At 72.2% G+C, this 24,245-nt stretch carries 19 protein-coding genes; 15 read left to right on the top strand and 4 right to left on the bottom strand.

What is annotated here, in order from left to right:
* Genes ABZ128_RS26600 through ABZ128_RS26590 form a run of 3 tightly spaced genes read left to right on the top strand, consistent with a single transcriptional unit; the run spans position 1 to position 3,388 of the window.
* The gene (locus tag ABZ128_RS26600; RefSeq protein WP_356851333.1) at positions 1-978 is read left to right on the top strand and encodes a hypothetical protein; all 978 of its coding nucleotides are present in this window, start codon (positions 1-3) and stop codon (positions 976-978) included.
* Positions 975-2,045: a hypothetical protein gene (locus tag ABZ128_RS26595; RefSeq protein ID WP_356851332.1), complete on the top strand. Its 1,071-nt coding sequence runs from the start codon at positions 975-977 to the stop codon at positions 2,043-2,045. Before ABZ128_RS26600 ends, ABZ128_RS26595 begins: the two co-directional genes overlap by 4 nt.
* Positions 2,042-3,388, top strand: a complete 1,347-nt coding sequence (locus tag ABZ128_RS26590) for a hypothetical protein (RefSeq protein ID WP_356851331.1) — start codon at positions 2,042-2,044, stop codon at positions 3,386-3,388. The genes ABZ128_RS26595 and ABZ128_RS26590 overlap by 4 nt, the downstream gene beginning before the upstream one ends.
* Before the next feature lie 118 nt (positions 3,389-3,506).
* Here the strand turns inward: ABZ128_RS26590 and ABZ128_RS26585 are convergent, their stop codons facing one another.
* Positions 3,507-5,024 carry an oligopeptide:H+ symporter gene (locus tag ABZ128_RS26585; protein ID WP_356851330.1) on the bottom strand — a complete coding sequence of 506 codons (1,518 nt, stop codon included), beginning with the start codon at positions 5,022-5,024 and terminating at the stop codon, positions 3,507-3,509.
* Positions 5,025-5,517: 493 nt separating this feature from the next.
* Between ABZ128_RS26585 and ABZ128_RS26580 the strand changes: the two genes are divergently transcribed.
* On the top strand, positions 5,518-6,195 hold the full coding sequence (locus ABZ128_RS26580) for a response regulator transcription factor (protein WP_125816630.1): 678 nt from the start codon (positions 5,518-5,520) through the stop codon (positions 6,193-6,195).
* A gap of 22 nt (positions 6,196-6,217) precedes the next feature.
* A complete protein-coding gene (locus ABZ128_RS26575; protein WP_356851329.1) occupies positions 6,218-7,483 on the top strand; it encodes an ATP-binding protein in 1,266 nt (421 codons plus the stop codon).
* Between the two features lie 13 nt (positions 7,484-7,496).
* Here the strand turns inward: ABZ128_RS26575 and ABZ128_RS26570 are convergent, their stop codons facing one another.
* Positions 7,497-8,024 carry a GtrA family protein gene (locus ABZ128_RS26570; RefSeq protein WP_356851328.1) on the bottom strand — a complete coding sequence of 176 codons (528 nt, stop codon included), beginning with the start codon at positions 8,022-8,024 and terminating at the stop codon, positions 7,497-7,499.
* A 215-nt stretch (positions 8,025-8,239) separates the two neighbouring features.
* Here ABZ128_RS26570 and ABZ128_RS26565 point away from each other — a divergent pair, with 215 nt between their 5' ends.
* The 4 genes from ABZ128_RS26565 to ABZ128_RS26550 all read left to right on the top strand — a co-directional run bounded on the left by ABZ128_RS26565 (position 8,240) and on the right by ABZ128_RS26550 (position 12,383).
* Positions 8,240-9,379 carry a 5-(carboxyamino)imidazole ribonucleotide synthase gene (locus ABZ128_RS26565; protein ID WP_356851327.1) on the top strand — a complete coding sequence of 380 codons (1,140 nt, stop codon included), beginning with the start codon at positions 8,240-8,242 and terminating at the stop codon, positions 9,377-9,379.
* On the top strand, positions 9,376-9,912 hold the full coding sequence (purE, locus tag ABZ128_RS26560) for a 5-(carboxyamino)imidazole ribonucleotide mutase (protein ID WP_356851326.1): 537 nt from the start codon (positions 9,376-9,378) through the stop codon (positions 9,910-9,912). Before ABZ128_RS26565 ends, purE begins: the two co-directional genes overlap by 4 nt.
* 62 nt (positions 9,913-9,974) lie before the next feature.
* A complete protein-coding gene (locus ABZ128_RS26555; RefSeq protein ID WP_356851368.1) occupies positions 9,975-11,147 on the top strand; it encodes a dipeptidase in 1,173 nt (390 codons plus the stop codon).
* Between the two features lie 147 nt (positions 11,148-11,294).
* Positions 11,295-12,383: a membrane dipeptidase gene (locus tag ABZ128_RS26550; RefSeq protein WP_356851325.1), complete on the top strand. Its 1,089-nt coding sequence runs from the start codon at positions 11,295-11,297 to the stop codon at positions 12,381-12,383.
* Between the two features lie 134 nt (positions 12,384-12,517).
* Here ABZ128_RS26550 and ABZ128_RS26545 read toward each other — a convergent pair whose 3' ends face one another.
* Entirely contained in the window at positions 12,518-13,861 is a 1,344-nt protein-coding gene (locus ABZ128_RS26545) for a UDP-glucose/GDP-mannose dehydrogenase family protein (RefSeq protein WP_356851324.1), read from the bottom strand.
* A 194-nt stretch (positions 13,862-14,055) separates the two neighbouring features.
* Between ABZ128_RS26545 and ABZ128_RS26540 the strand changes: the two genes are divergently transcribed.
* Positions 14,056-15,213 carry an acyl-CoA dehydrogenase family protein gene (locus tag ABZ128_RS26540; protein ID WP_356851323.1) on the top strand — a complete coding sequence of 386 codons (1,158 nt, stop codon included), beginning with the start codon at positions 14,056-14,058 and terminating at the stop codon, positions 15,211-15,213.
* A 109-nt stretch (positions 15,214-15,322) separates the two neighbouring features.
* Positions 15,323-16,405 carry an NDP-sugar synthase gene (locus ABZ128_RS26535; RefSeq protein ID WP_356851367.1) on the top strand — a complete coding sequence of 361 codons (1,083 nt, stop codon included), beginning with the start codon at positions 15,323-15,325 and terminating at the stop codon, positions 16,403-16,405.
* 73 nt (positions 16,406-16,478) lie between these two features.
* On the opposite strand, the gene ABZ128_RS26530 is transcribed toward ABZ128_RS26535, so the two are convergent.
* Complete coding sequence (locus tag ABZ128_RS26530; protein ID WP_356851322.1) at positions 16,479-17,975, bottom strand: peptidoglycan recognition protein; 1,497 nt, start codon at positions 17,973-17,975, stop codon at positions 16,479-16,481.
* A 139-nt stretch (positions 17,976-18,114) separates the two neighbouring features.
* On the opposite strand from ABZ128_RS26530, the gene ABZ128_RS26525 reads away from it, so the two are divergent.
* From ABZ128_RS26525 to ABZ128_RS26510, 4 genes are all read left to right on the top strand, one after another.
* Positions 18,115-18,867 (top strand): TIGR03089 family protein, encoded by a 753-nt coding sequence (locus ABZ128_RS26525; RefSeq protein ID WP_356851321.1) that lies wholly within the window; start codon positions 18,115-18,117, stop codon positions 18,865-18,867.
* Positions 18,868-19,080: 213 nt separating this feature from the next.
* The gene (locus ABZ128_RS26520) at positions 19,081-20,307 is read left to right on the top strand and encodes an LCP family protein (protein ID WP_356851320.1); all 1,227 of its coding nucleotides are present in this window, start codon (positions 19,081-19,083) and stop codon (positions 20,305-20,307) included.
* Between the two features lie 223 nt (positions 20,308-20,530).
* Positions 20,531-22,276, top strand: coding sequence for an LCP family protein (locus ABZ128_RS26515; RefSeq protein WP_356851319.1), 1,746 nt, complete (start codon positions 20,531-20,533; stop codon positions 22,274-22,276).
* A gap of 153 nt (positions 22,277-22,429) precedes the next feature.
* Positions 22,430-24,124 (top strand): LCP family protein, encoded by a 1,695-nt coding sequence (locus tag ABZ128_RS26510; RefSeq protein ID WP_356851318.1) that lies wholly within the window; start codon positions 22,430-22,432, stop codon positions 24,122-24,124.
* Positions 24,125-24,245 lie beyond the last annotated feature (121 nt).

Below are 24,245 nucleotides of genomic sequence, written 5' to 3'. Positions count from 1 at the left end.
ATGCCCGTGCCCTGCGCCCGTACGCACCTCGCACGCCTCCTGATCCTGTTCCTGCTCACCGCGGCGGCGGCCGCGCCCGCAGGCCCCGCCGCGGCCGACGGGCCCGGCTGGACCGCCGAGCCCGCGGCGGGCACCGCCGGCGCGGCCCGCCCGTACTTCTACCTGGCGGGCACCGCCGGCACCGTGCTGGAGGACCGGGTGGCCCTGTCCAACACCACCGGCCACGAGCTCACCCTCACCCTGCGCGGGGCCGACGCCTACAACGAGGCGGACGGCGCCTTCGCGGTGCGCCCCGCCCGGCAGTCGACGGGCGCCGGGTCCTGGATCAGCTTCGGCGCGGCCGCCACCGTGCGGATCCCGCCCCGGACCCGCGCCGTGGTCCCCTTCACCGTCACCCTGCCGCCCGCCTCCCCGCCCGGCCACCACCCCGCCGCCGTGGTCGTCGCCGAAGCGGGCCACGAGGCGGGCGTACGGGTCCACCTGCGGGTCGGCGGCCCGACGCTGGCCGCCCTCACCGTCGAGGGCGTCTCCGTACGCGGCCGGGGCGCCGGCGCGCAGGTCGCGTACACCCTCGTCAACCGCGGCAACGTGGCCCTCGCCCCGGAACTCTCGATCCGCGCCGAGGGCCTCTTCGGCCCGGTCCCCGGCCGCAGCGCCCGCGCCGTCCCGGTGGAACTGCTCCCCGGCCAGCGGGTCCGGCTGACCGAACCGTGGCCCGGGGCGCCCGTCCTCGACGACGTGGACCTCACCCTCACGGTCACAGCGCCCGGCGCGGCCCCGGCCACGGCCGCCGTCTCGGCGTGGTGCGCGCCCTGGGGGATCTCCGCGCGGACCGGCGCCGGGCTGCTCGCCCTCGCCGGGGCCGCGCCGGCCGCACTGCTCCTCGTACGCGCCCGGCGCACCCGCCGGGAGCGGCCCGTGGCGCCGGCGCAGGAGGAACGGACACCGGAACACGAGCTGACGGGAGCAACCACGTGAGCGGCAAGCTCAGGGCCCGGCTCGCGGCAGGGCTGGCGGTGTGCGTCCTGGCGCTGGTCCCGGGGGCCTGGGGCGCGGCCCCGGCCGGTGCCGCCGAGGACAAGCCGGGCGTCGCGCTCTCGCTCCAGGAGGCCGCGAAGGGCACCGAACTCACCGTCACCGGCACCGGCTGGCACTCCAGGACGCTGGTGATGGTCCTGCTCTGCGGACAGAACATGATCGGCGGCACGAACAGCTGTGCCAACGCCGACGGAACCGCCGTCTCGGCCGGAGACGACGGCCGCTTCACCGCGCGGCTGCCGGTGGTGGCCCCGCCCAAGCCCTGCCCGTGCGTGGTCAACGTGACCTCGGTGGGCGGGGACCAGGCCACCGTCGCCGTCCCCCTGAAGATCACCGACCACCCGGTGGCCGAACTGCCCGCCGAATCCGGCACCGCCCGCCTCGCGATGCTCACCGGGGTCCGCCTCAAGGGCGAGGACGGCGTGCTGACCTGGTTCGGCGCCCCGCCGACCCGGAAGTTCACGGTCACCGTCGGCAATCTGGGCTCCGCCCCCGTCAAGGACCCCGTCTTCCAGCTCGGCACGGCCCACGGGGTGTTCGCGCCGCAGTGGGACGAGGTCCGGTGGAAGGGCACGATCCCGCCGGGCGGCAAGGCGGAGGTCCGGCTCGACGTCAGCCTGTCCGCGGGCGCCCACGGCGACTACACGGTCTCCCTCAAGTACGGGGACACGGTCGTCGCCACGCAGCCCTGGGGCGTGGACCGCCCGTACGGGGTCCTGCTGTTCTGGGGCCTGCTCCTGCTGGTGGTCCCGGCCGCGGTCTTCCGTACCGGCATGGCCGTCGTCGACCGGGTCCGGCCGCGCACCGGAGCCACGGGCGGCCGCCACCGGGCCGAGGCGGCGGCCGGCCCCGGCGGCGGGGAGAGCGGGGCCGGCGAGACCGGCGCGGATCCCGAGACCCCCACGGCGGTCCTGCCGTGGTTCACACCCCATCCCTCTCAGTCACCACCGTCACCACAGGCGTCCGCACCGTCTGAGAACACTCCGACGACGAAGGGACATTCGTGAAAACCCAACGGAGGGTGAGCGCGGCCGCGGTCGCGCTGCTGTTCGGCGGCGCGGGCATCCTGCTGGCGGCAAGCCCCGCCCAGGCGGCCGACGTCTCGTACAAGGTGGAATGCATTCCGCCGGCGGGCGGCGGCGGTCCGGTCCAGGGGACGAACACCGTCGCCATCACCGCGCCCGCCACCGCGAAGGTCGGCGACGAGGTCGAGGTGGTCTGGAAGACCGTCAAACCGGCCTCGAACAACACCGACCTCATGGACCTGGGCAAGGACACCGTCAAGCCGACCGGCTTCGTCCAGTTGGGCGGGGCGCTCAGCGCGGAGGTGAAGCTGGAGGGCGAGCGCAAGAACCCGCCCATCCCGAAGAAGGCCCCCATGGTCATGTCCGACATGAAGGGCAAGATCAAGCTCACCAAGGCCGGGGAGGTCACGATCACGCCCGGCAAGTACGACGTGGACTTCAGCGGATTCGTCACGCACTGCTCGCCGAAGGAGACGGCCGCGGTCGGGGCCACCATCAAGGTCACCGAGGGCGGCGGGTCCACGACGGGCGGCTCGACCACGTCCGGCGGCTCCACCACCGGCGGCAGCACCTCCGGCGGCTCCACCACCGGCGGCAGCACCTCCGGCGGCTCCACCTCGGGCGGCTCCGCCTCCGGCGGCAGCACCGCGTCGGGCGGCAGCACCTCCGGCTCCACCACCGGCGGCGGTGGCGGCCAGACCGACTTCCCCGGCAAGCCCGTCGAGGTCGCCTTCGACTGCGGCGCGGTCGTCCCCGGCGGCATCAAGACCCCGGTCACGATCAACGCCAAGAAGAACGGCGGCGGCTACGACCTGACCGTCAAGACCGCCAAAGGCGCCATGGCCAGCCCCATGGCCCTCCCGGCCGGAGCCCTCAAGCCCTCGATGAACATCAAGCTCGGCGGCGCCGACACCGGCACGGTCAAGGTCACCGGCCCGGCCAACGCCGAGCCGATCCCCGACAAGGCCCCGGTCAGCCTGAGCGACATGACCGGCACCTACACGCCCGGCAAGACGGGCAAGGTGACGCTGAGCCCGGACCAGCTGACCATCGACGTCACCATGGCCCCGGGGTCCACGCCCATCAACGTCCCCTGCAAGGCGGTCAGCAGCGGCGTCTCGCTGGAACTGGACACCACCGCCCAGCCCGGCGGCTCCGGCTCGCCCGCCACCACCGGCTCCGCCTCCTCCTCGGGCGGCCTCGCCGAGACAGGCGGCGAAGAGGGCGGCATCAAGGCCCTGGCACTGGTCGCGGGCACCGTGATCCTGCTCGGCGGCGCGGTCTTCACCTTCACCCCCTGGCGGCGCCTGCGCGGCACGCGCTGACCCGGCGGCCCCTGGAACTCACCGCGGGAACTCACCGCGGGAACGCACCGCGGGAACGACGAAGCGGCCCGGCACACCAGGAGGTGTGCCGGGCCGCTTCACGCGCCGGGGGCCTGCGTCAGTGGACGTCGCCCATCAGGGCCTGGACCTTCTTGCGATAGGCGTACACCGCGAAGCCGGCCAGGGCGGCGGCGGCCGCCTGCAGGGCGATGATGCCGAGACCGTTCAGGTCCACCCCGCCGATGGACAGGAGGCTGGTGATGCAGTCGCCGGCGGTGACCGCGAGGAACCAGACACCCATCATCTGGGAGGCGTACTTCTGCGGGGCCATCTTGGTGGTGACGGAGAGGCCGACCGGGGAGACGCACAGCTCACCGATGGTCTGGATCATGTAGATCGAGACGAGCCACATCGGGGAGACCTTGGCGTCGCCGCCCGCCATGTTCATCGGGATGATGAAGACGAAGAACGAGGCACCGATCAGCACCAGGCCCATCGCGAACTTCACGATGGTGTTCGGCTCCTGGTTCTTACGGGACAGCCACACCCACAGCCAGGCGAAGACCGGGGCCAGCGCCATCACGAACAGCGGGTTCAGCGACTGGTACCAGGTGGCCGAGAAGCCGAGGCCGAAGACGGTGTCGGCGGTCTTGTCGTCGGCGAACAGGGAGAGCGTGGAGCCACCCTGGTCGTAGATCATCCAGAAGACGGCCGCGGCGATGAAGAACCAGATGTAGGCCGTCATCTTCGACTGCTCGGTCGAGGACAGGTCCTTGTCACGCTTGATGCGCACCAGCACGGCGATCGGGATGAACAGACCGGCCAGCGTCAGCGGGACCAGCGCCCAGTTCAGCGTGTAGGCACCGAGGGCCACCACGGCGCCGTAGAAGACGGCGATACCGGCGACCGCGAGGGCGACCTTGGTGAGGACGGCCTTGCGCTCCTGCGGCGTCAGCGGGTTCGGGACCTCGCTGCTCTTCGGGCTCAGGTGCTTGGTGCCGAACAGGAACTGGGCCAGACCCAGGCCCATGCCGACGGCGGCGAGGGCGAAGCCCAGGTGCCAGTTGTGCTCCTTGCCGACCGTTCCGACGACGAGCGGGGCGACGAAGGCACCGAGGTTGATGCCGATGTAGAAGAGCGTGAAACCACCGTCGCGGCGCGGGTCCTCGGGGCCGTCGTACAGGTGGCCGACCATCGTGGAGATGTTGGCCTTCAGCAGACCGGAGCCCGCCGCGACGAGGATCAGACCGACGAAGAACATCGCCTGGCCCGGGAGGGCCAGCGACAGGTGGCCGGCCATGATGACGAAGCCGGCGATGGCGACCGTCTTGCGGGCACCCCAGACGCGGTCACCGAACCAGCCGCCGGGCATGGCCATCAGGTAGACCATCGACACGTACACGGAGTAGATCGCCGTGGTCGTGGCCGCGGTCATCGCCAGACCGCCGCCCTGGCTTCCCGTCGCGGCGTCGGCGCCGCCCGAGACCAGGTAGTACACGAGAAGTGCACGCATGCCGTAGTAGGAGAAGCGCTCCCACATCTCGGTCATGAACAGAGTGGCCAGGCCACGGGGGTGGCCGAAGAAGGTCTTCTCGGAGGCCGGAGCCGCCGTGTCCTTCGTCAGGCTGGAAGCCATGGTCGATCCTTGCTTGCTCGGGACGCCTCGCTTCGTGAGCGGAACAGCGCCCGGTGGGGGGTTGGCCGGCACCGGCGACGGGCGACCCACCCCACGCCCTGGGGTCCGTCGCCGCCGGTGGGGCGGAGACGAGGGAGCATCCGTAACCGGGATCCACGCTTCGTCGCACTCTTCGCGTACGAAGCCCGGCCCACAGGTCATTCACTGTCATCAAGCCCGGCCACGTCAGTCCGCGGACTGACCGGACCGGTCAGGACAGAAAGAGAGACCCTCGGCGCGCTTTTCGGCACAAAGGTCTCAGAGGTAGTGCATCAGGCGTCTCGCCACCATACGACACGACACGGCGGCATATGAAAGGACTTGAGACATGGATCACAGGCCTTCCGGGAACCGTTTGGTCACATTCGAAGGCGACCCCTTGCCATAAGACCAGATCGGCAGGGGTGTGCACGCACGACCCTGCTTTCAGCCGCTGCGGACTACCATCACCCACATGACGCGTGTACTGCTCGCCGAGGACGACGCATCCATCTCGGAGCCCCTGGCCCGCGCCCTGCGCCGGGAGGGGTACGAGGTCGAGGTCCGGGAGGACGGCCCCACCGCCCTGGACGCCGGGCTGCAGGGCGGCGTCGACCTCGTCGTCCTGGATCTGGGCCTGCCGGGCATGGACGGCCTGGAGGTCGCCCGACGGCTGCGCGCCGAGGGCCACGGCTTCCCGATCCTGGTCCTGACCGCCCGCGCGGACGAGGTCGACACCGTCGTGGGCCTGGACGCGGGCGCCGACGACTACGTGACCAAGCCCTTCCGCCTCGCCGAACTGCTGGCCCGCGTACGGGCCCTGCTGCGGCGCGGCGCCAACGAGGCCAGCCAGGCCCCCGCCACCCACGGCGTACGGATCGACGTCGAGTCGCACCGCGCCTGGATGGGGGAGGAGGAGCTCCAGCTCACCGCCAAGGAGTTCGACCTGCTGCGGGTCCTGGTCCGCGACGCCGGCCGGGTCGTCACGCGCGACCAGCTGATGCGCGAGGTGTGGGACACCACCTGGTGGTCCTCCACCAAGACCCTCGACATGCACATCTCCTGGCTCCGCAAGAAGCTGGGCGACGACGCCGCCAACCCGCGCTACATCGCGACCGTCCGCGGCGTCGGCTTCCGCTTCGAGAAGAGCTAGGGAAGACGAGCACCACTGAGCCATGCGCCGCCGCCTGATCCAGTCCACGCTCGCCGTGGTGCTCGTCGTGATCGCCGTCTTCGGGGTCTCCCTCGTCATCGTGGAGACCCGGACGATCACCAGCAGCGCCCAGGACCGCATCGAGTCCGAGGCGCTGCGCCTGGTGGGCAGCGTCGAGGCGGACGTCCTTGAGCACAAGCCGATCGACGCCCAGGCCCTCGCCGAGCAGCTCGACGCGGGCCGCTACGCCCGCATCACCGTCCCCGGCCGCCCGGCCGTGGAGGTCGGCAGCCGGATCCCCGACAGCGTGATCCGGGGGACCGCGAAGGGCGAGCAGGGCGAGGTCGTCGTCGTCGAGGCGTCCCGCTCCACCGTGACCAAGGAGGTCGGGCGGACCCTCGCCGTGGTCGGCGCCGTGGCCCTGCTCGCGGTGGTGGCGGCCGTACTGCTGGCCGTACGGCAGGCCAACCGGCTGGCCTCCCCCCTCACCGACCTCGCCGAGACCGCCGAGCGGCTGGGTTCCGGGGACCCGCGGCCCCGGCACAAGCGCTACGGGGTGCCCGAGCTGGACCGGGTCGCCGACGTACTGGACGCCAGTGCCGAGCGGATCGCCCGGATGCTGACCGCCGAGCGGCGCCTCGCCGCGGACGCCTCGCACCAGCTGCGGACCCCCCTCACCGCCCTGTCGATGCGGCTGGAGGAGATCACGGTCACCGAGGACCTGGAGACCGTACGGGACGAGGCGAGCATCGCCCTGACCCAGGTGGAACGGCTCACCGACGTCGTCCAGCGGCTGCTGACGAACTCCCGCGACCCGCGGACGGGCTCGGCGGTCCCCTTCGACCTGGACGAGGTCGTCAAACAGCAGGTGGAGGAGTGGCGGCCCGCCTACCGCAGCGCGGGCCGGGCCATCGTGCGCTCCGGCAAGACGGGCATCCGGGCCGTCGCCACCCCGGGCGCGGTCTCGCAGGTGCTGGCGACCCTGGTGGAGAACGCGCTCATGCACGGCGGCGGAACCGTCGCCCTGCGGACCCGGGTGATCGGCAACCAGGCGGTACTGGAGGTCACCGACGAGGGGCCGGGAGTCCCGCCCGACCTCGGCAACCGGATCTTCGAGCGGACCATCAGCGGCCGCAACTCCACCGGGATCGGCCTCGCCGTGGCCCGGGACCTCGCCGAGGCCGACGGGGGGCGCCTGGAGTTGCTGCAGGCGCAGCCGCCGGTGTTCGCCCTGTTCCTGAGCCGGACGGCGCCGGAGCGCCCGGAGCCGGAGGAGACGGTCCGCTGACGCCGGACGGCCCCTACTTGCCCGCGGGCTCCGGGGCGAGCGCGGACTCCGCGGAGAGCGTCGGGTCCTCGTGGGCCGCGGCCGCGGCGGCGGCCTCCGGCGGGGGCAGCGCCTTGAAGACCCAGGTCCGGTACGACCAGAAGCGGAAGACGGTGGCCGTGCCGATGCCGACGAACTTGAAGACGTTGGTGGCGAGCGGGCCGTCCCAGTCGAAGCCGTAGGTGGCCGTGTAGAGCACGCCGTTCTCGATGACCAGGCCGACCACGCTGAAGGCCACGAACAGCGGCAGCTCGCGGGAGCTGCCGGACTGGGCGCGGTCACGGTAGGTGAAGTACCGGAACCCGATGTAGTTGGTGATGATGGCCACGACGGTGGCTATGACGCTCGCCCGCACCACCTGCAGACCGGTGGTGTGCCGGATCAGGTTGAAGACGCCCAGATTGACCAGCACGCCCAGGCCGCCGACCGCCCCGAACTTCGCGATCTCCCGTACGAGACCGCGCACCCGTTCGAGGGCGGATCCCTGCTCCGGCGCGCTCATGTGATGGATCAGTCCCGTCGTCGGCGCCCCCCGGACCGGGGGCCGTCTCGTCTCTCTCGGTCAGCCACCCATGCTAAGTGTCGCCCCGGCGGGCCGTCCGTGCCTTCGCACACCGTGCGACGCACGGCACACCCGGAGGATGAGACGAGCCACATCGGCGCGTACGGGCCAGGGTCACGTCCGGATGGCGGAATACCGGCGGATACTCTGGAGGGGTGACGTTCCCGGTAGTCGGCATGGTCGGCGGCGGACAGCTCGCCCGCATGACCCACGAGGCGGGCATCCCCCTCGGCATCAGATTCAAGCTCCTCAGTGACACCCCACAGGACTCGGCGGCCCTGGTCGTGAACGACGTCGTCATCGGCGACTATCGCGACCTGGACACGCTGCGCGCCTTCGCGCGCGGCTGCGACGTGATCACCTTCGATCACGAGCACGTACCCACCGAACACCTGCGGGCCCTGGAAGCGGACGGAATCCCCGTCCGTCCGGGGCCCGACGCCTTGGTGCACGCCCAGGACAAGGGGGTGATGCGCGCCAAGCTCGACGAGATCGGCGCGCCCAGCCCCCGCCACCGGATCGTGAGCGATCCGGCGGACGCGGCCGCGTTCGCGCAAGAGGTGGGCGGCTTCCCCGTCATCCTCAAGACCGTGCGCGGCGGCTACGACGGCAAGGGCGTGTGGTTCGTGCGGTCCGTGGAGGACGCGCAGGCCCCCTTCAAGGCGGGCGTCCCGGTCCTGGCGGAGGAGAAGGTCGATTTCGTCCGCGAGCTCGCGGCCAACATCGTCCGCTCCCCGCACGGCCAGGCCGTGGCCTACCCCGTGGTGGAATCCATCCAGGTCGACGGCGTGTGCGACACGGTGATCGCCCCCGCCCCGAACCTCTCCGAGGCCCTCGCGGGCGAGGCCCAGGCCCTCGCCCTGCGCATCGCCAAGGAACTCGGCGTGACCGGCCACCTGGCCGTGGAGCTGTTCGAGACCGCCGACGGCCGGATCCTGGTCAACGAACTGGCCATGCGCCCGCACAACAGCGGCCACTGGACCCAGGACGGCGCCGTCACCTCCCAGTTCGCCAACCACGTCCGCGCGGTCCTGGACCTCCCCCTGGGCGACCCGCGCCCCCGGGCCCGCTGGACGGTCATGGCGAACGTGCTCGGCGGGGACTACCCCGACATGTACGCGGCGTACCTGCACTGCATGGCCCACGACCCGCAGCTGAAGATCCACATGTACGGCAAGGACGTGAAACACGGCCGCAAGGTCGGCCACGTCAACACCTACGGCGACGACCTGGACGATGTGCTGGAGCGCGCACGTCACGCTGCCGGCTACCTCAGAGGAACGATCACCGAATGAGCACCGCTACCGCAGGTCCCGTCATCGGCATCGTCATGGGCTCGGACTCCGACTGGCCCGTCATGGAGGCCGCCGCGCAGGCGCTGGACGAGTTCGAGATCTCCTACGAGGTCGACGTGGTCTCCGCGCACCGGATGCCGCGCGAGATGGTCGCGTACGGGGAGCAGGCGGCCGACCGCGGCCTGAAGGCGATCATCGCGGGTGCCGGCGGCGCGGCCCACCTGCCCGGCATGCTCGCCTCGGTCACGCCCCTGCCGGTCATCGGCGTCCCCGTCCCGCTGAAGTACCTCGACGGCATGGACTCGCTGCTGTCGATCGTCCAGATGCCCGCCGGGGTTCCCGTCGCCACCGTCTCCGTCGCCGGGGCGCGCAACGCCGGGCTGCTGGCCGTACGGATGCTCGCCGCCCACGACCCGGAGCTGCTGGGCCGGATGCGGGACTTCCAGCAGGAGCTGAACGACCAGGCCACCGAGAAGGGCAAGCGGCTGCGCGCCAAGGTGGCGGGCGCGGAGTCCTTCGGATTCGGCAAGTGAGCGCGGCCGGCGAGGCCGGGGCGGGCCGGGCGGGAGCGGCCGGTGCGGCCGCGTCCGGCCGGCTGGCCGAGGCCCGCGAGCTGCTCGCCGGGCACCCGGTCGTCGACGGGCACAACGACCTGCCCTGGGCGCTGCGCCAGCAGGTGCGCTACGACCTCGACAGGCGGGACATCGCCGCAGACCAGTCCGCACACCTGCACACCGACATCCCGCGGCTGCGCGCCGGCGGGGTCGGTGCGCAGTTCTGGTCGGTCTACGTGCGCTCCGACTACGCCGGCGACGAGGCGGTCAGCGCCACCCTGGAGCAGATCGACGCCGTCGCCCAGCTGATCGGGCGTTACCCGGCGGACCTCGTACGGGCTCTGACGGCGGACGACATGGAAGCGGCCCGCGCGGACGGCCGGATCGCCTCGCTGATGGGCGCCGAGGGCGGCCACTCCATCAACAACTCGCTCGCCACCCTGCGCGCCCTGCACCAGCTGGGCGTGCGGTACATGACGCTGACGCACAACGACACGATCGACTGGGCGGATTCGGCGACCGACGAGGCACGCCACGGCGGTCTGAGCGACTTCGGCCGCGAGGTCGTCCGCGAGATGAACCGCATCGGCATGCTCGTCGACCTCTCGCACGTCGCGGCGACGACCATGCGGGACGCGATCGCCGTCTCCGCGGCGCCGGTGATCTTCTCCCACTCGTCCGCGCGGGCGGTCTGCGACCATCCGCGCAACGTACCGGACGACGTGCTGGCGCAGCTGCCCGCCAACGGCGGGGTGGCGATGGCCACCTTCGTCCCCAAGTTCATCCTCCCCGCGGCGGTCGAGTGGACCCTCGCGGCGGACGAGAACCTGCGGGCGCACGGCTTCCACCCGCTGGACACCACGGGGGAGGCGATGGCCCTGCACCGGGCCTTCGAGGCCGAGCACCCGCGCCCGGTGGCCACGGCCGCGACGGTGGCCGACCACCTGGACCACATGCGGGAGGTGGCCGGCGTCGACCACATCGGCATCGGCGGGGACTACGACGGCACCGCCTTCACCCCCGCCGGCCTGGACGACGTGGCCGGATACCCGAACCTGATCGCGGAGCTCCTGACCCGCGGCTGGTCCCGGGCGGACCTGGCCAAGCTGACCTGGTCCAACGCGGTACGGGCGCTGCGCGACGCCGAGGCCGTGGCGCGGGAGCTCTCCGCCACGCGGGGACCGTCCAACGCCGTGCTGCAGTCGGCCACCTAGCGGGCCGGCCGCTCCCCGGAGGATGGGGCCACCAGGTGTGACCTGCGGGTTCACCCGAACGCCCCATCCGCCGGGCGGCCCGGCCGCTGGGCGTGGCACCGTGGCAGGACCCCTCTCCCTGCTGCCGCCGAGACCGGAGCGAACGCCATGGCCGACCTGCAGGATGAACCGAACGCCGGGAATGCGGCCTACACCGCCGACCCGGCTCCCCTGGGCTCCGCAGGAGCCGAGGACCTGCCCGCAGACGCGGCGGCCGGCGCCCTGGAACGGGCCGTCGAGCTGCTGTCCGTCCATCCCGTGGCGGACGGGCACAACACCCTGGTGTGGACGCTGCGCCAGAGCCCGTACCACGACATCGACACCCCGGACGCCGGGGTCGACACCGACATCCCGCGGCTGCGGGCCGGCGGGGTGGGCGCCCAGTTCTGGTCGCTGATGCTGCCGCACGAGGCCTCGTCCCCGGACCAGGTCCTGTCCGACACCCTCGACCAGATCGACGCGGCGCTGGCGCTGATGCGCCGCTATCCCGACGGCCTGTGCTTCGCGCTGACCGCGAACGACATGGCCGATGCCCGCAACCGGGGCCGGATCGCCTCGTTCCTGGGCCCGGTGCCCGGCCGTACGCTGACCGGCTCGCTGGGCGCGCTGCGGGCCTTCCACGCCCTGGGCGTACGGATCCTCGCGCCGGCCGGGGCGCCCTGGGCGCGGGACGAGCTGACGGCCTTCGGCCACGAGGTCGTCAAGGAGATGAACCGGCTGGCGATGCTGGTGGACCTGACCGGCTGCACCCCGGCGGTGGCCTGCCAGCTGACCGGGGCCTCCAAGGCCCCGGTGATCGTCTCGCACACGGGAGCCGCCGCGCTGAACCCCCACCCGGGGAACGTGACCGACGAGGTGCTGCTCGCGCTGCGGGAGGCGGGCGGACTGGCAATGGTCACCTTCGACGCCGCGCAGACCGGAGACAGCCTGCACGCGGTGGCCGACCACGTCGACCACGTACGGGCCGTGGCGGGCCCGCACTGCGTGGGCCTGGGCGCCACCTTCGGCAGCGAGCCGGGCATCCCCCGCCCGACGGGCCTGACCGACCCCTCGGGCTATCCCCGGCTGATCGCGGAACTCCTCGAACGCGGCTGGCCGGAGACCGACCTGGCCCTGCTCACCTGGGGCAACGCCGAGCGGGTTCTGTTCGACGCGGAGTTCACGGCTCGCGCGGCGCAGTACCGCAAGACCCCCTGAAAGGCTCAGGCGCGGGGACGCCCCATCGCGCGGTACGTCCCCTTCTTGACGCGTCCCTCGCGCCGCTCGGCCCCGGGGGGCCTTGCGGGCTTCGGGCCGCTGCGCCGGACTCCGTCCGTCGGGGCCGTCCGCGCTCAGGCGCGGGGACGCCCCATCGCGCGGTACGTCCAGTCGGCCGCGCGCCAGGTTTCCGGGTCCAGGGCGTTGCGGCCGTCGAGGATGAGGCGGTCGGTGACGACGGAGCCGAGCTCGACCGGGTCGAGGGTGCGGAACTCCCGCCACTCCGTGAGGTGCAGGACCACGTCCGCGCCGCGGGCCGCCTCCAGGGCCGAGTCGGCGTAGCCCAGCGTCGGGAAGACGCGGCGGGCGTTGTCCATGCCCTTCGGGTCGTAGACGGTCACCTGCCCGCCCTGGAGGTGGATCTGCCCGGCCACGTTCAGCGCGGGGGAGTCGCGGACGTCGTCCGAGTCCGGCTTGAAGGTGGCGCCGAGCACCGCGACCCGCTTGCCGAGGAAGGCGCCGCCGACGGCCTCCCGGGCCAGCTCCACCATGTGCCCGCGGCGGCGCATGTTGATCGAGTCGACCTCCCGCAGGAAGGTCAGCGCCTGGTCCGCGCCGAGCTCGCCGGCGCGGGCCATGAAGGCGCGGATGTCCTTGGGCAGGCAGCCGCCGCCGAAACCGATCCCGGCGCGCAGGAACTTCGCGCCGATCCGCTCGTCGTAGCCGATGGCCTCGGCCAGCTTGACCACGTCGCCGCCGGCCGCCTCGCAGACCTCCGCCATCGCGTTGATGAAGGAGATCTTCGTGGCCAGGAAGGAATTGGCCGCCGTCTTGACCAGCTCGGCCGTCGGGAAGTCGGTCACCACCAGCGGGGTGCCCTCCGCCATCGGCGTCTCGTACACCTCCCGCAGCAGCTTCTCGCCGCGGTCGCCCTGGACGCCGATCACGATCCGGTCCGGGTGCAGGGTGTCCTGCACGGCGAAGCCCTCCCGCAGGAACTCCGGGTTCCAGGCCAGCTCCACGTCCGCGCCCGCCGGGGCGAGCTGCGCCAGCTTCGCCGCGAGCCGCTCCGCGGAGCCCACCGGCACGGTCGACTTGCCGACCACCAGGACCGGCCGGGTCAGGTGCGGGGCGAGCGACTCGACGGCGGAGTCGACGTACGACATGTCGCAGGCGTACTCACCGTGCTTCTGCGGGGTGTTCACGCAGACGAAGTGGACGTCGCCGAAGGCGCCGACCTCCTCCCACGACTGGGTGAAGCGGAGCCGCCCCGAGGACCCCGGCAGCCCGGCGACGTGCGCGGCGAGCAGTTCCTCCAGCCCCGGCTCGTACATCGGCACCCGGCCCGCGGCCAGCATCTCGATCTTCTCCGGCACCACGTCCAGACCGAGCACCTCGAAGCCCAGCTCCGCCATCGCCGCGGCATGCGTGGCGCCGAGGTAGCCGGTGCCGATCACAGTGATCTTGAGGGGGGCCATGGGTGCTCCAGAGGTGCGGGGCCGTGTGCGGCAACCGAGCATAGTCGCGCCCGCCGCAGGGGACGCTCACAGGAGCGACACCGCTGTCATGCAGCTCACGTGCCCCGTACATATCGCTGCGCGGACGCCGGACACTAAGATTTGGGTTACTTAACGGTAGTTAGCACATGGTTCACCTTGGGGAGTGAGAGATCTTGGCGGGTTCTGCCGACTTCGACCTGTACCGCCCGGCCGAGGAGCACGACATGCTCCGAGAGTCCGTCCGCTCGCTCGCCGAGGCGAAGATCCTCCCGTTCGCCGCCGCGGTGGACGAGGAAGCCCGCTTCCCGCAGGAGGCCCTGGACGCCCTCGTCGCCAACGACCTGCACGCCGTGCACGTCCCGGAGACCTACGGCGGCGCGGGCGCCGACGCCCTCGCCACCGTGATCGTGATCGAGGAGGTGGCCCGCGTGTGCGCCTCCTCCTCCCTGATCCCGGCCGTGAACAAGCTCGGCTCCCTCCCGGTGATCCTCTCCGGCTCCGAGGAGCTCAAGGCCAAGTACCTCGGCCCGCTGGCCAAGGGCGACGCGATGTTCTCGTACGCGCTCTCGGAGCCCGACGCCGGCTCCGACGCCGCGGGCATGAAGACCCGCGCCGTGCGCGACGGGGACCACTGGATCCTCAACGGCGTCAAGCGCTGGATCACCAACGCGGGCGTCTCCGAGTACTACACCGTCATGGCGGTCACCGACCCGGAGAAGCGCTCCAAGGGCATCAGCGCCTTCGTCGTCGAGAAGGGCGACGAGGGCGTCTCCTTCGGCGCCCCGGAGAAGAAGCTCGGCATCAAGGGCTCCCCGACCCGCGAGGTCTACCTCGACAACGTGCGCATCCCCGCCGACCGCATGATCGGCGCCGAGGGCACCGGCTTCGCCACCGCGATGAAGACCCTCGACCACACCCGCATCACCATCGCGGCCCAGGCGCTCGGCATCGCCCAGGGCGCCCTGGACTACGCCAAGGGCTACGTCCAGGAGCGCAAGCAGTTCGGCAAGCCGATCGGCGACTTCCAGGGCGTGCAGTTCATGCTCGCGGACATGGCCATGAAGATCGAGGCCGCCCGCCAGCTGACGTACGCGGCCGCGGCCAAGTCCGAGCGCGTCGACGGCGACCTGACCTTCTTCGGCGCCGCCGCCAAGTGCTTCGCCTCCGACGTGGCCATGGAGGTCACCACGGACGCGGTCCAGCTGCTCGGCGGCTACGGCTACACCCGTGACTACCCGGTCGAGCGCATGATGCGCGACGCCAAGATCACGCAGATTTATGAAGGTACGAACCAGGTCCAGCGGATCGTCATGGCGAGGAACCTGCCGTAACGGCACCGTCGGCCGGGGGCGGCGCGATTCCGCCGCCCCCGGGCTGCGAGGCCCCCCGGATGGGCTAACTTTGGACCTTCGGACTCCCGAACCGGGTGGGGAGAGGCAAATTTTGGAAGCGATCCTGCTGGTCGGGGGGCAGGGGACGCGTCTGCGCCCCGTCACGGTCAACACCCCGAAGCCGATGGTGCGCGCGGCGGGCGTGCCCTTCCTCGCCCACCAGATAGCCCGGGCGGCGGCAGCCGGCGTCACCCACATCGTGATGGCCACCTGCTACCTCGCCGAGGTCTTCGAGCCCTACTTCGGCGACGGCTCCGCGTTCGGCGTCAGCCTCGAATACGTCGTCGAGGACGAGCCGCTCGGCACCGGCGGCGCCATCCGCAACGCGGCGCAGCGCCTGACCGGCGGCCCCGACTCCCCGGTGCTCGTCTTCAACGGCGACATCCTCACCGGCCTGGACATCGCGGGCCTCGTCGACTCGCACCGGGCCGCCGCCGCGGACGTCTCCCTGCACCTGGTGCAGGTCGACGACCCGCGCGCCTTCGGCCTGGTGCCCACCGACCCGGACGGGCGGGTGCTGGCCTTCACCGAGAAGCCGCAGACGCCCGAGGAGATCGTCACCGACCAGGTCAACGCCGGCTGCTACGTCTTCCGCCGCAGCGTGATCGACTCGATCCCGGCGGGCCGCCCCGTCTCGGTCGAGCGCGAGACCTTCCCCGGGCTGCTCGCCTCCGGCGCGAAACTGCACGGGGTCACCGAGAACACGTACTGGCTGGACCTCGGCAAGCCCGAGTCCTTCGTCCAGGCCTCCGCCGACCTGGTCCGCGGCGTCGTCGCCTCCCCGGCCGTCCCCGGCCCGCGCGGAGAGGCACTGGTCCTGCCCGGCGCGAGCGTCGCGCCGGGGGCCGAGCTCTCCGGCGGCACCGTCGTCGGCGCGGGGGCCCGGATCGGGGCGGGCGCCGTCGTGCACGGCTCGATCGTGCTCGACGACGCGGTCATCGGCGCGGACACGCAGGTCCGGGCCAGCCTCATCGGCGTCGCCGCCTCGGTGGGCGCGCGTACGGTCCTGGAGGGGGCGGTCGTCGGCGACCGCGCCGTCGTGGGGTCGGACAACGAGCTGCGCGGTGGAGCCCGCGTGTGGTGCGAGGCCGAACTCCCGCCCGCCGCGGTGCGCTTCTCCTCCGACCGCTGAACCGCAAGGGCCCCGGAGGACCTTCAGTTCGCCGACCTCCCGGGGCCGTTCGGGCGGAGGTCGACGACAGCGCCTACGGGCGGCCCTGCAGCTTGGCCGAGGAGAGGCGGGTCGGGGGCAGCTGCCCGTACAGGAGGCGGCCGGGGCATTCGGTGGCGAAGCCGTCGCGGTGCCCGGAGATGACGTTCATCTTGACGTTGGTGCCCTTCGCGAAGCGGTTGCCGCCGCCCGACTTGAGGGTGGTCTTCGTGCGCGGGTCGCGGTTGAACAGGCCGAGCTTCCACGCCGTCAGGCGGGCCACCGCGCTCACCGCGGCGGCCGGCGGGGCGGTGCTCGTGTAGGTGCCGATCACCGCGATGCCCATGCTGTCCGTGTTGAACCCCATGGTGTGCGCCCCGAGGACCGCCTTGGCGACGCCGCCCGCCCGGCCCTCGTAGACCGTTCCGCACTTGTCGACGGCGAAGTTGTAGCCGATGTCGCGCCAGCCGCTGCTGACGACGTGGTAGCGGTACAGGCTGCGGAGTACCGCCGGGGCGTCCTTGCAGGCGTAGTTGTTGCCGGAGGCGGTGTGGTGGACGAAGGCCGCCTTGACGGTGTTGGTGTAGACGAAGCCCTTCTCGCGCAGGGTCTCGTCGGCGCCCCAGCCCTTGCGGGTGATGATCCTCGGCCGCGGGCCGATGTAGGGGCGGGAGGCCGCGGTGAGTTCGCCGTCGCTCGCGAGGATCGCGTCCGCGGTGGAGTCGGCCTTGTCGAGGGCGGTGATCTCGGTCGCGCCGAGCGGGGCCAGGGGGACGTTCGCGGAGGAGGACTCCGCCATCTCCATGGTCATGCCCGGCAGGGTCACCACGTCGCCCTTGTCGTCGCCCTCGGGGTCGTCGACCGCGTCGACCGCGCCCGGTGCCCCCGTGGGTCCGGTCGCGCCGGTCGCCCCGTCGGGGTCGTCCGCCCCGTGCCCGCCGTTCTTGGCGTCGACCACCGTCGTCACCGGGTCCGTCGAGCCCGGGTCGACGAGTTCGATGCGCATGCCCGAGGGCAGCCGGTGCGCGGCGGACGCGCGCAGACCGGGCGGCGCGGGTTCGGCCTGGACGCGGACCTCCACGCCGTCGGAGTCGCCGACCCACAGGGGGGCGGTGCTGCCCCGGACCCGGCCGGAGCCGCGCTCCGCGGCGTCCGGGTCGGCGGCGTGCTCGCCGTTGTGGGTCTCCAGGTCCTGCCATGCGGACCAGGCCCCGGTCCCCACGGAACGGGTGCGGACCTGGACGCGGCCGAACAGCTCGGTGCGCGCGTCGTCCCAGACCACACCGACCAGCGAGAACCTCTTGACCTCGTGCGGGGTCAGCCCCCGGGTCTCGGGCAGCCGTGGCGAGGCGCTCATGCCGGGTACGCCGGGAGACCGGTCGGCCGAGGGACCCAGGGGGACGAGCGGCAGTGACCGGGTCGACCCGGCGGGGGTCACCGGGGAGGCTGCGGACGGGGACGCAGCGGCCTGGGCAGGAGTGGCGAGCGAGAGCGGCAGGGCCAGTGCGGCCGCGGTCGCGACGGCGATCGAGGAAGCAAGGAATCCACGCATGGAAGAGATGCTGGGCACACGCACCCCGGGCCGCCATCCGAGAACTGACGGTCCGTCCGGTCCGCGGGCCCCGGCGCTCGCCCGTACGGAGCAGTCGCCGACGGCCGTACGGGGGAGGGCGCCGCGTACGCTGGGCCGGGTGAACGCCACTGACCGCACCCCTGCCGACCTGCTGCGATCCGCGCTCGCCGCCGATCCGGGCCGCCCGCTCGTCACCTTCTACGACGACGCCACGGGCGAGCGCGTCGAATTGTCCGTCGCCACCTTCGCCAATTGGGTGGCCAAGACCGCCAATCTGCTCCAGGGCGACCTGGGCGCCGGGCCCGGTGACCGGCTCGCCCTGCTGCTGCCCGCGCACTGGCAGAGCGCCGTGTGGCTGCTCGCCTGCGTCTCGGTCGGGGTGGTGGCCGAGGTGGGCGGTGACCCGGCCGGCGCCGACCTCGTGGTGAGCGGGCCCGACACCCTGGAGGAGGCGGCTGCCTGCCCCGGTGAGCGGATCGCGCTCGCGCTGCGTCCGCTGGGCGGCCGGTTCCCCCAGCCGCCCGCCGGGTTCGCGGACTACGCGGTGGAGGTGCCCGGGCAGGGCGACCGGTTCGCGCCGTTCGTCCCCGTCGACCCGGACGGCCCGGGGCTCGTGGTCGGGGGCGAGGAGCTCTCGTACGCGGGGATCGTCGAGCGGGCCCGGGAGGACGCGGCGAAGCTCGGCCTGGGCGAGGGCTCCCGGCTGCTGTCGGGGCTCGGCTACGACTCCTGGGAGGGACTGTCGGCGGGCCTGTTCGCGGCCCTTGCGGCGGGCGGGTCGGTCGTGCTCTGCCGGAACCTGGACCGGTTGCCGGCGGACGGGCTGGCGCAGCGGACCGAGAGCGAGCGCGTCACCCACACCGCCCGGTAGCCCGGCCCGCCCGGCCGTTACGCTGCGTTGCTTCCCGTCACCCACTTCGCCCAGTCGCCACCTCGGGCGATTTGTCACCCGTACGGCCCTTGACCGGGCCCTGCCCCCGGGCCGCCCCGGTGCCCCGGGGGCAGGATCGGCACAGGCCGTGCGTACACCCGGACGGCCCGCAGGTCACCACACAGCGCAGAGCGGTGAGGGGACGGTAGGCGAGTGTCGGACAGCGCAGGCATACCCGGTGGTACCGGTGTCGCCGGAGGCTCCCCGAAGCCTCCGCGCAGCCGCCGGCGCCGACTGCTGCGCTGGGTGGGGCTCGTGCTGGTCGTGCTGGTGCTGGGCGGGACGGCGGCGGGCTGGTGGCTGTACTCCAAGCTCGACGGGAACATCACCGAGGACACCTCGGCGGCGGCCGAGCTGGAGCGCTACGAGCGGGAGCGTCCCACGCACCTGGCGGACGGCTCGCAGAACATCCTGGTGATCGGCTCGGACTCGCGCTCCGGCAAGGAGAACGCCCGCTACGGACAGGACCAGGGCACCCAGCGCTCGGACACCGCGATCCTGCTGCACCTGCCGGCCGACCGTAAGAGTGCGACGGCGGTCTCCATACCCCGGGACCTGATGACGCGGATCCCGAGCTGCCTGACCCCGGGCGGCAGCCGCACCTCCGAGCAGCTCGCGCAGTTCAACTGGGCGTTCCAGTGGGGCGGGGCCGCCTGCACGATCCGTACGGTGGAGAAGCTCACCGGGATCCGGATCGACCACCACATGGTGGTGGACTTCGGCGGCTTCAAGAAGATGGTCGAGGCGGTCGGCGGCGTGGAGGTCTGCCTCAAGCAGCCGATGAACGACCCCGAGGCCCGGCTGAAGCTCCCGGCCGGCCGGCAGACCCTGCGCGGCGAGCAGGCCCTCGGCTTCGTCCGCGCCCGCTACAGCCTGGGCAACGGCAGCGACACCGACCGGATGGCCCGCCAGCAGCAGTTCCTGGGCTCCCTGGTCAAGAAGGTGCAGAGCAACGGGGTGCTGCTGAACCCGGCGCGGCTGTACCCGCTGCTGGACGCGGCGACCTCCTCGGTGACCACCGACCCGGGGCTGGCCTCGCTGCGGGACCTGTACGAGCTGGCCCGGAGCGTCCGGGGGATACCGACCGATCAGGTCCGGTTCCTGACCGTGCCGCGGCGGCCGTACGCGGCCAACCCGAACCGTGACGAACTGGTACAACCCGAGGCGAGTCGGCTGTTCGCGCAGTTGCGGGCGGACCAGCCGCTGACGGTGACCCCGCCGAAGCCGGCGGCGCCGCAGCCGACCGGAACCGGGCGCAGGCCGGGCGGTGCCCAGGGCAGCGCTGACGAGGCGAGTCCTTCCCCGTCCGGAACCGGAACGGCCCCCGCACCCGTCCCCACCTTCACCGGAACCACCGCCGACACGGCCGAATGCCGGTAAAGCAATCGCCAAGGGCGGTCTCGAACCAAGAGGCTTGGGAGTTTTGCCCCGTTATAAGGGGAGTGGAATTTGTCACCAGCATGGTTTGGAGCAGACCGGGGCGGATAAGGTGAGCGATCCGGTGCCCCGGCCAGCAAAGAGGCCGTGCACCAGCAGCCGGATCGTTGACCGGGCGCCTTGGGGGAGGCGCGTCGCGAGGCACCGACGGAGGATTCGAGCAACCGTGGATGCGCAAAGCCGTGGGCGGGCGGACGAGATCGACCCCGCAGACCAGTGGGTACTCAACCCCCGCACCGGCAACTACGAACTGCGACTGGACCGCTCCGCTGCGCAGCAGCAGCCCCCCGTCGCCGCTGCTCCCCGCAGACCATCCTCGGCCCGCACCGGGGCGCCGGCCACCCCCAGGCCCTCCTCGCCCTCGCCGTCCCCCGCGGTCCCCGGGCCGCGCCGCGGCGACGGCCCGCCCGGGCGACGCACCGGCCGCAAGGGCGGCGGCGGAGGCGGGCGCCGCAAGAGGATCCTGGTCATCACCGGCGGCACCCTGGCCTTCCTGCTCGTCGTGGGCTCGGTGGGCGCGTACCTCTACTACGACCACCTGAACGGCAACCTCAACGTCACGGACGTCGGGGACGCGGGCACGGGCGGGTTCAAGAAGGACCAGCCCATCAACATCCTGGTGATCGGCACCGACAAGCGCAGCGGCGCGGGCAACGAGGGCTACGGGGACGCGGAGAGCGTCGGCCACGCCGACACCACCATCCTGTTCCACGTCGCCAAGGACCGCACCAACGCGACGGCCCTGTCGATCCCGCGCGACCTGATCACGAACATCCCGGCCTGCCCGACGAAGCAGCCGGACGGCTCGACCAAGACCATCCCGGGCCAGCGGGGCACGCGTTTCAACACCAGCCTCGGCCAGGAGGGCCGCGACCCGGGCTGCACGATGCGCACGGTCAAGGACCTCACCGGCATCACGGTCGACCACTTCATGATGGTCGACTTCAACGCGGTGAAGGTGCTGAGCACGGCGGTCGGCGGCGTGCCCGTCTGCCTGGCCAAGCCCGTCGACGACAAGGACTCCAAGCTGAAGCTCTCCGAGGGCGAGCACCGGCTCCAAGGCGAGGAGGCCCTGGCCTTCGTCCGGACCCGGCACGCCTTCGGCAACGAGAGCGACCTCGACCGCATCAAGACCCAGCAGCAGTTCCTGAGTTCGATGATGCGCGAGATGAAGTCGAAGGAAACGCTGACCAGTCCGAAGAAGTTCTTCTCCCTCGCCGAGGCGGCCACCAAGTCGCTGACCGTGGACTCGGGGATAGGGTCCATCGACAAGCTCACCGACCTGGCGGGCGAGTTGAAGGACATGAACCTGAAGAACGTCACCTTCACCACCCTGCCGGTGCTCGACAACCCGGCGGAGCCCGTGGGCAAGAAGGCGACCGTCGTCGTCCAGACGGCAGTGGCCGACCCGCTCCTGCAGATGATCCGCAACGACGTCTCCCTCACCGAGGTCGAGCAGAAGGAGCAGGCGGCCAAGGACGCGGCCGACGCCGCGACCAAGGCCAAGCAGGACGCCCTGCTGCAGGGCGGGCGCGCCGCCGCCAAGGACGTACGGGTGGACATCTACAACGGAGGCGGCCCCGGCGGCTCCGCCTCCGCGACGCTGACCTGGCTGCAGAACAACAAGGGCGTCACCCGGGCCAGCAACCTGGGCAACGCGCCCGCCAAGGTCGACGCGACGCAGCTGGAGTACGCGCCCAACCAGGCCGACCAGGCAAGGGCGTTGGCCGACATGATGGGCCTGCCGGCCTCGGCGCTGAAGATGGGCTCGGCGGACGCCGCGCCCAAGACCCCGATGAAGCTCACGCTCGGCGCGGACTTCAAGGGGGCGGGGGTCTCGCTGACGGCGCCGCAGAAGGCGCCGGAGGACATCCAGCGGGTCGAGGCGGACAAGGCGGTCTGCGCCAAGTAGGCGGAGCACGGAGGACGGCCGGGCCCCGCCCGGCCGTCCCGGCGAGCCCGAGAACGAGTACGGCTACCGACGGCCGGCCGACGACCGGCCGGTCACCGACCCGTGCCGGTGCGACCGGCACACTGAGACCAGAGTGATCTTGAGGGGGGACGCGTGAGGCACAGCAGCGTGCGGGGGGAGGGGGCGCCTGCCCAGGGCGCCGGTGGCATATCCGGCAGTGGGGCGGATGCGCCGGGAGCCGTTCCACCACCGCGGAACGGCGGCGGCTCCGGCGGCGGCGCCGGCACACCGCCCCGGCGGGGGCGGCGGCGCGTACTGCGCTGGGTCTCCTCGGTCCTGGCGTTCCTCATACTCGGGACGGCGGCGGCCGGCTACCTCTACTACCGCCACCTCAACGGCAGCATCAAGACGGATGCGCTGAACCTCGGCGAGAACAAGCTGGGCGGCTCCAGGCCCAACGCCTTCGGGCAGACCCCGCTGAACATCCTCCTCATCGGCTCCGACGCCCGTGACGACGCGGCCAACCAGGCCCTCGGCGGCGCCAAGGACACCTTCGACGGCCCGCCCCTCGCGGACGTGCAGATGCTGCTGCACCTGTCGGCGGACCGCAGCAACATGTCGGTGGTGTCGATGCCGCGCGACACGATGCTGATGATGCCGAAGTGCACCGAGCCCGGCGGCAAGGTGCACCCGGCCAGCAAGGGCCTCGTGCAGACCAACGAGTCCCTCAGCCGGGGCGGCCCGGGCTGCACGGTCGCCGCCTGGCAGGAGCTCACGCACATCCCGATCGACCACTTCATGATGATCGACTTCAAGGGCGTGGTGACGATGGCGGACGCCATCGGCGGCGTCCCCGTCTGCGTCCAGCAGAACGTGGAGTCGCGCACCAAGGACGGCAAGGGCTCCGGCCTGAAGCTGCCCAAGGGCGAGAGCGTCATCCAGGGCGAGCAGGCGCTGCAGTGGCTGCGCACCCGCTACGGCTTCGAGGACGGCACCGACCTCGGCCGCACGCACGCCCAGCACCTGTACATGAACTCGATGGCCCGCGAGTTCCGCAAGAACGCCAAGCTGAGCAACCCCGTGAAGCTCAACAGCCTGGCGCAGGCGGCCATCAAGGCCATGGTCGTCGACCCCGGCCTGAACAAGATCGACAAGCTGTACGACCTCAGCACGGAGCTCAAGAAGGTCCCCACCGGGCGGATCACCATGACCACCATGCCGTGGGTCTACAGCACCCGCGAGGAGGGCCGGGTCGAGCCCAAGCCGGGCGAGGCCGAGGACGTGTTCCGGATGGTCCGCGAGGACATCGCGCTCGACGGCAAGGGATCCGGCAACCCGGCCGCCAGCCCGTCGGGGCCGGCCGCCTCCGGTTCCCCCGCGGCCCCGGCGGCCTCCACCGCCCCCTCCCAGCCCGCCGTCACCCCGGCCGCCCCGCCCGCGAAGATCGCGGTCTCGGTGCGCAACGGCACCGGCGGCAAGGACGGCGGACAGGCCAGGGTCAAGGGCCGGGCCGACACGGTCGCCTCGCTGCTGGTCGCCAAGGGCTTCACGAAGGCGGCCGCCACCACCCAGACGGCCGCCGAGGACACCACCGTGGTCCGTTTCTCCAACCCCGCGCAGGCGGCCGACGCGACGGCCCTGGCCGCCGCCCTCGGCCTTCCGGCCGGTTCGGTGGAGAAGACCGACGACGTCTCCGGGATCACCTTGTTCGTGGGCAAGGACTGGCGGACGGGCGACGCGCCGACCCCGCCGCCGCCCGCCCCGACCAAGGCCCCGGACTCCGCGCGCCCGCTCAACGGCGACAACGACCAGGAGTGCATGGCGATCCAGCCGGGCTTCACCTGGTAGGAGCCGTACGCGGCCGCCCGGCGGCCTCGCACGCGAAAGGGGCCCGTGGTGGGGGGGGGGGGGGGCCCCCCCCGCCCCCACGACAGAAAGGCCCCCCCCGCCAACCACCCCACCGGGGAGG

The sequence above is a fragment of the Streptomyces sp. NPDC006326 genome, from assembly GCF_040612915.1.
Taxonomy (GTDB): domain Bacteria; phylum Actinomycetota; class Actinomycetes; order Streptomycetales; family Streptomycetaceae; genus Streptomyces.
This window is presented reverse-complemented; position numbering and strand designations above follow the sequence as displayed.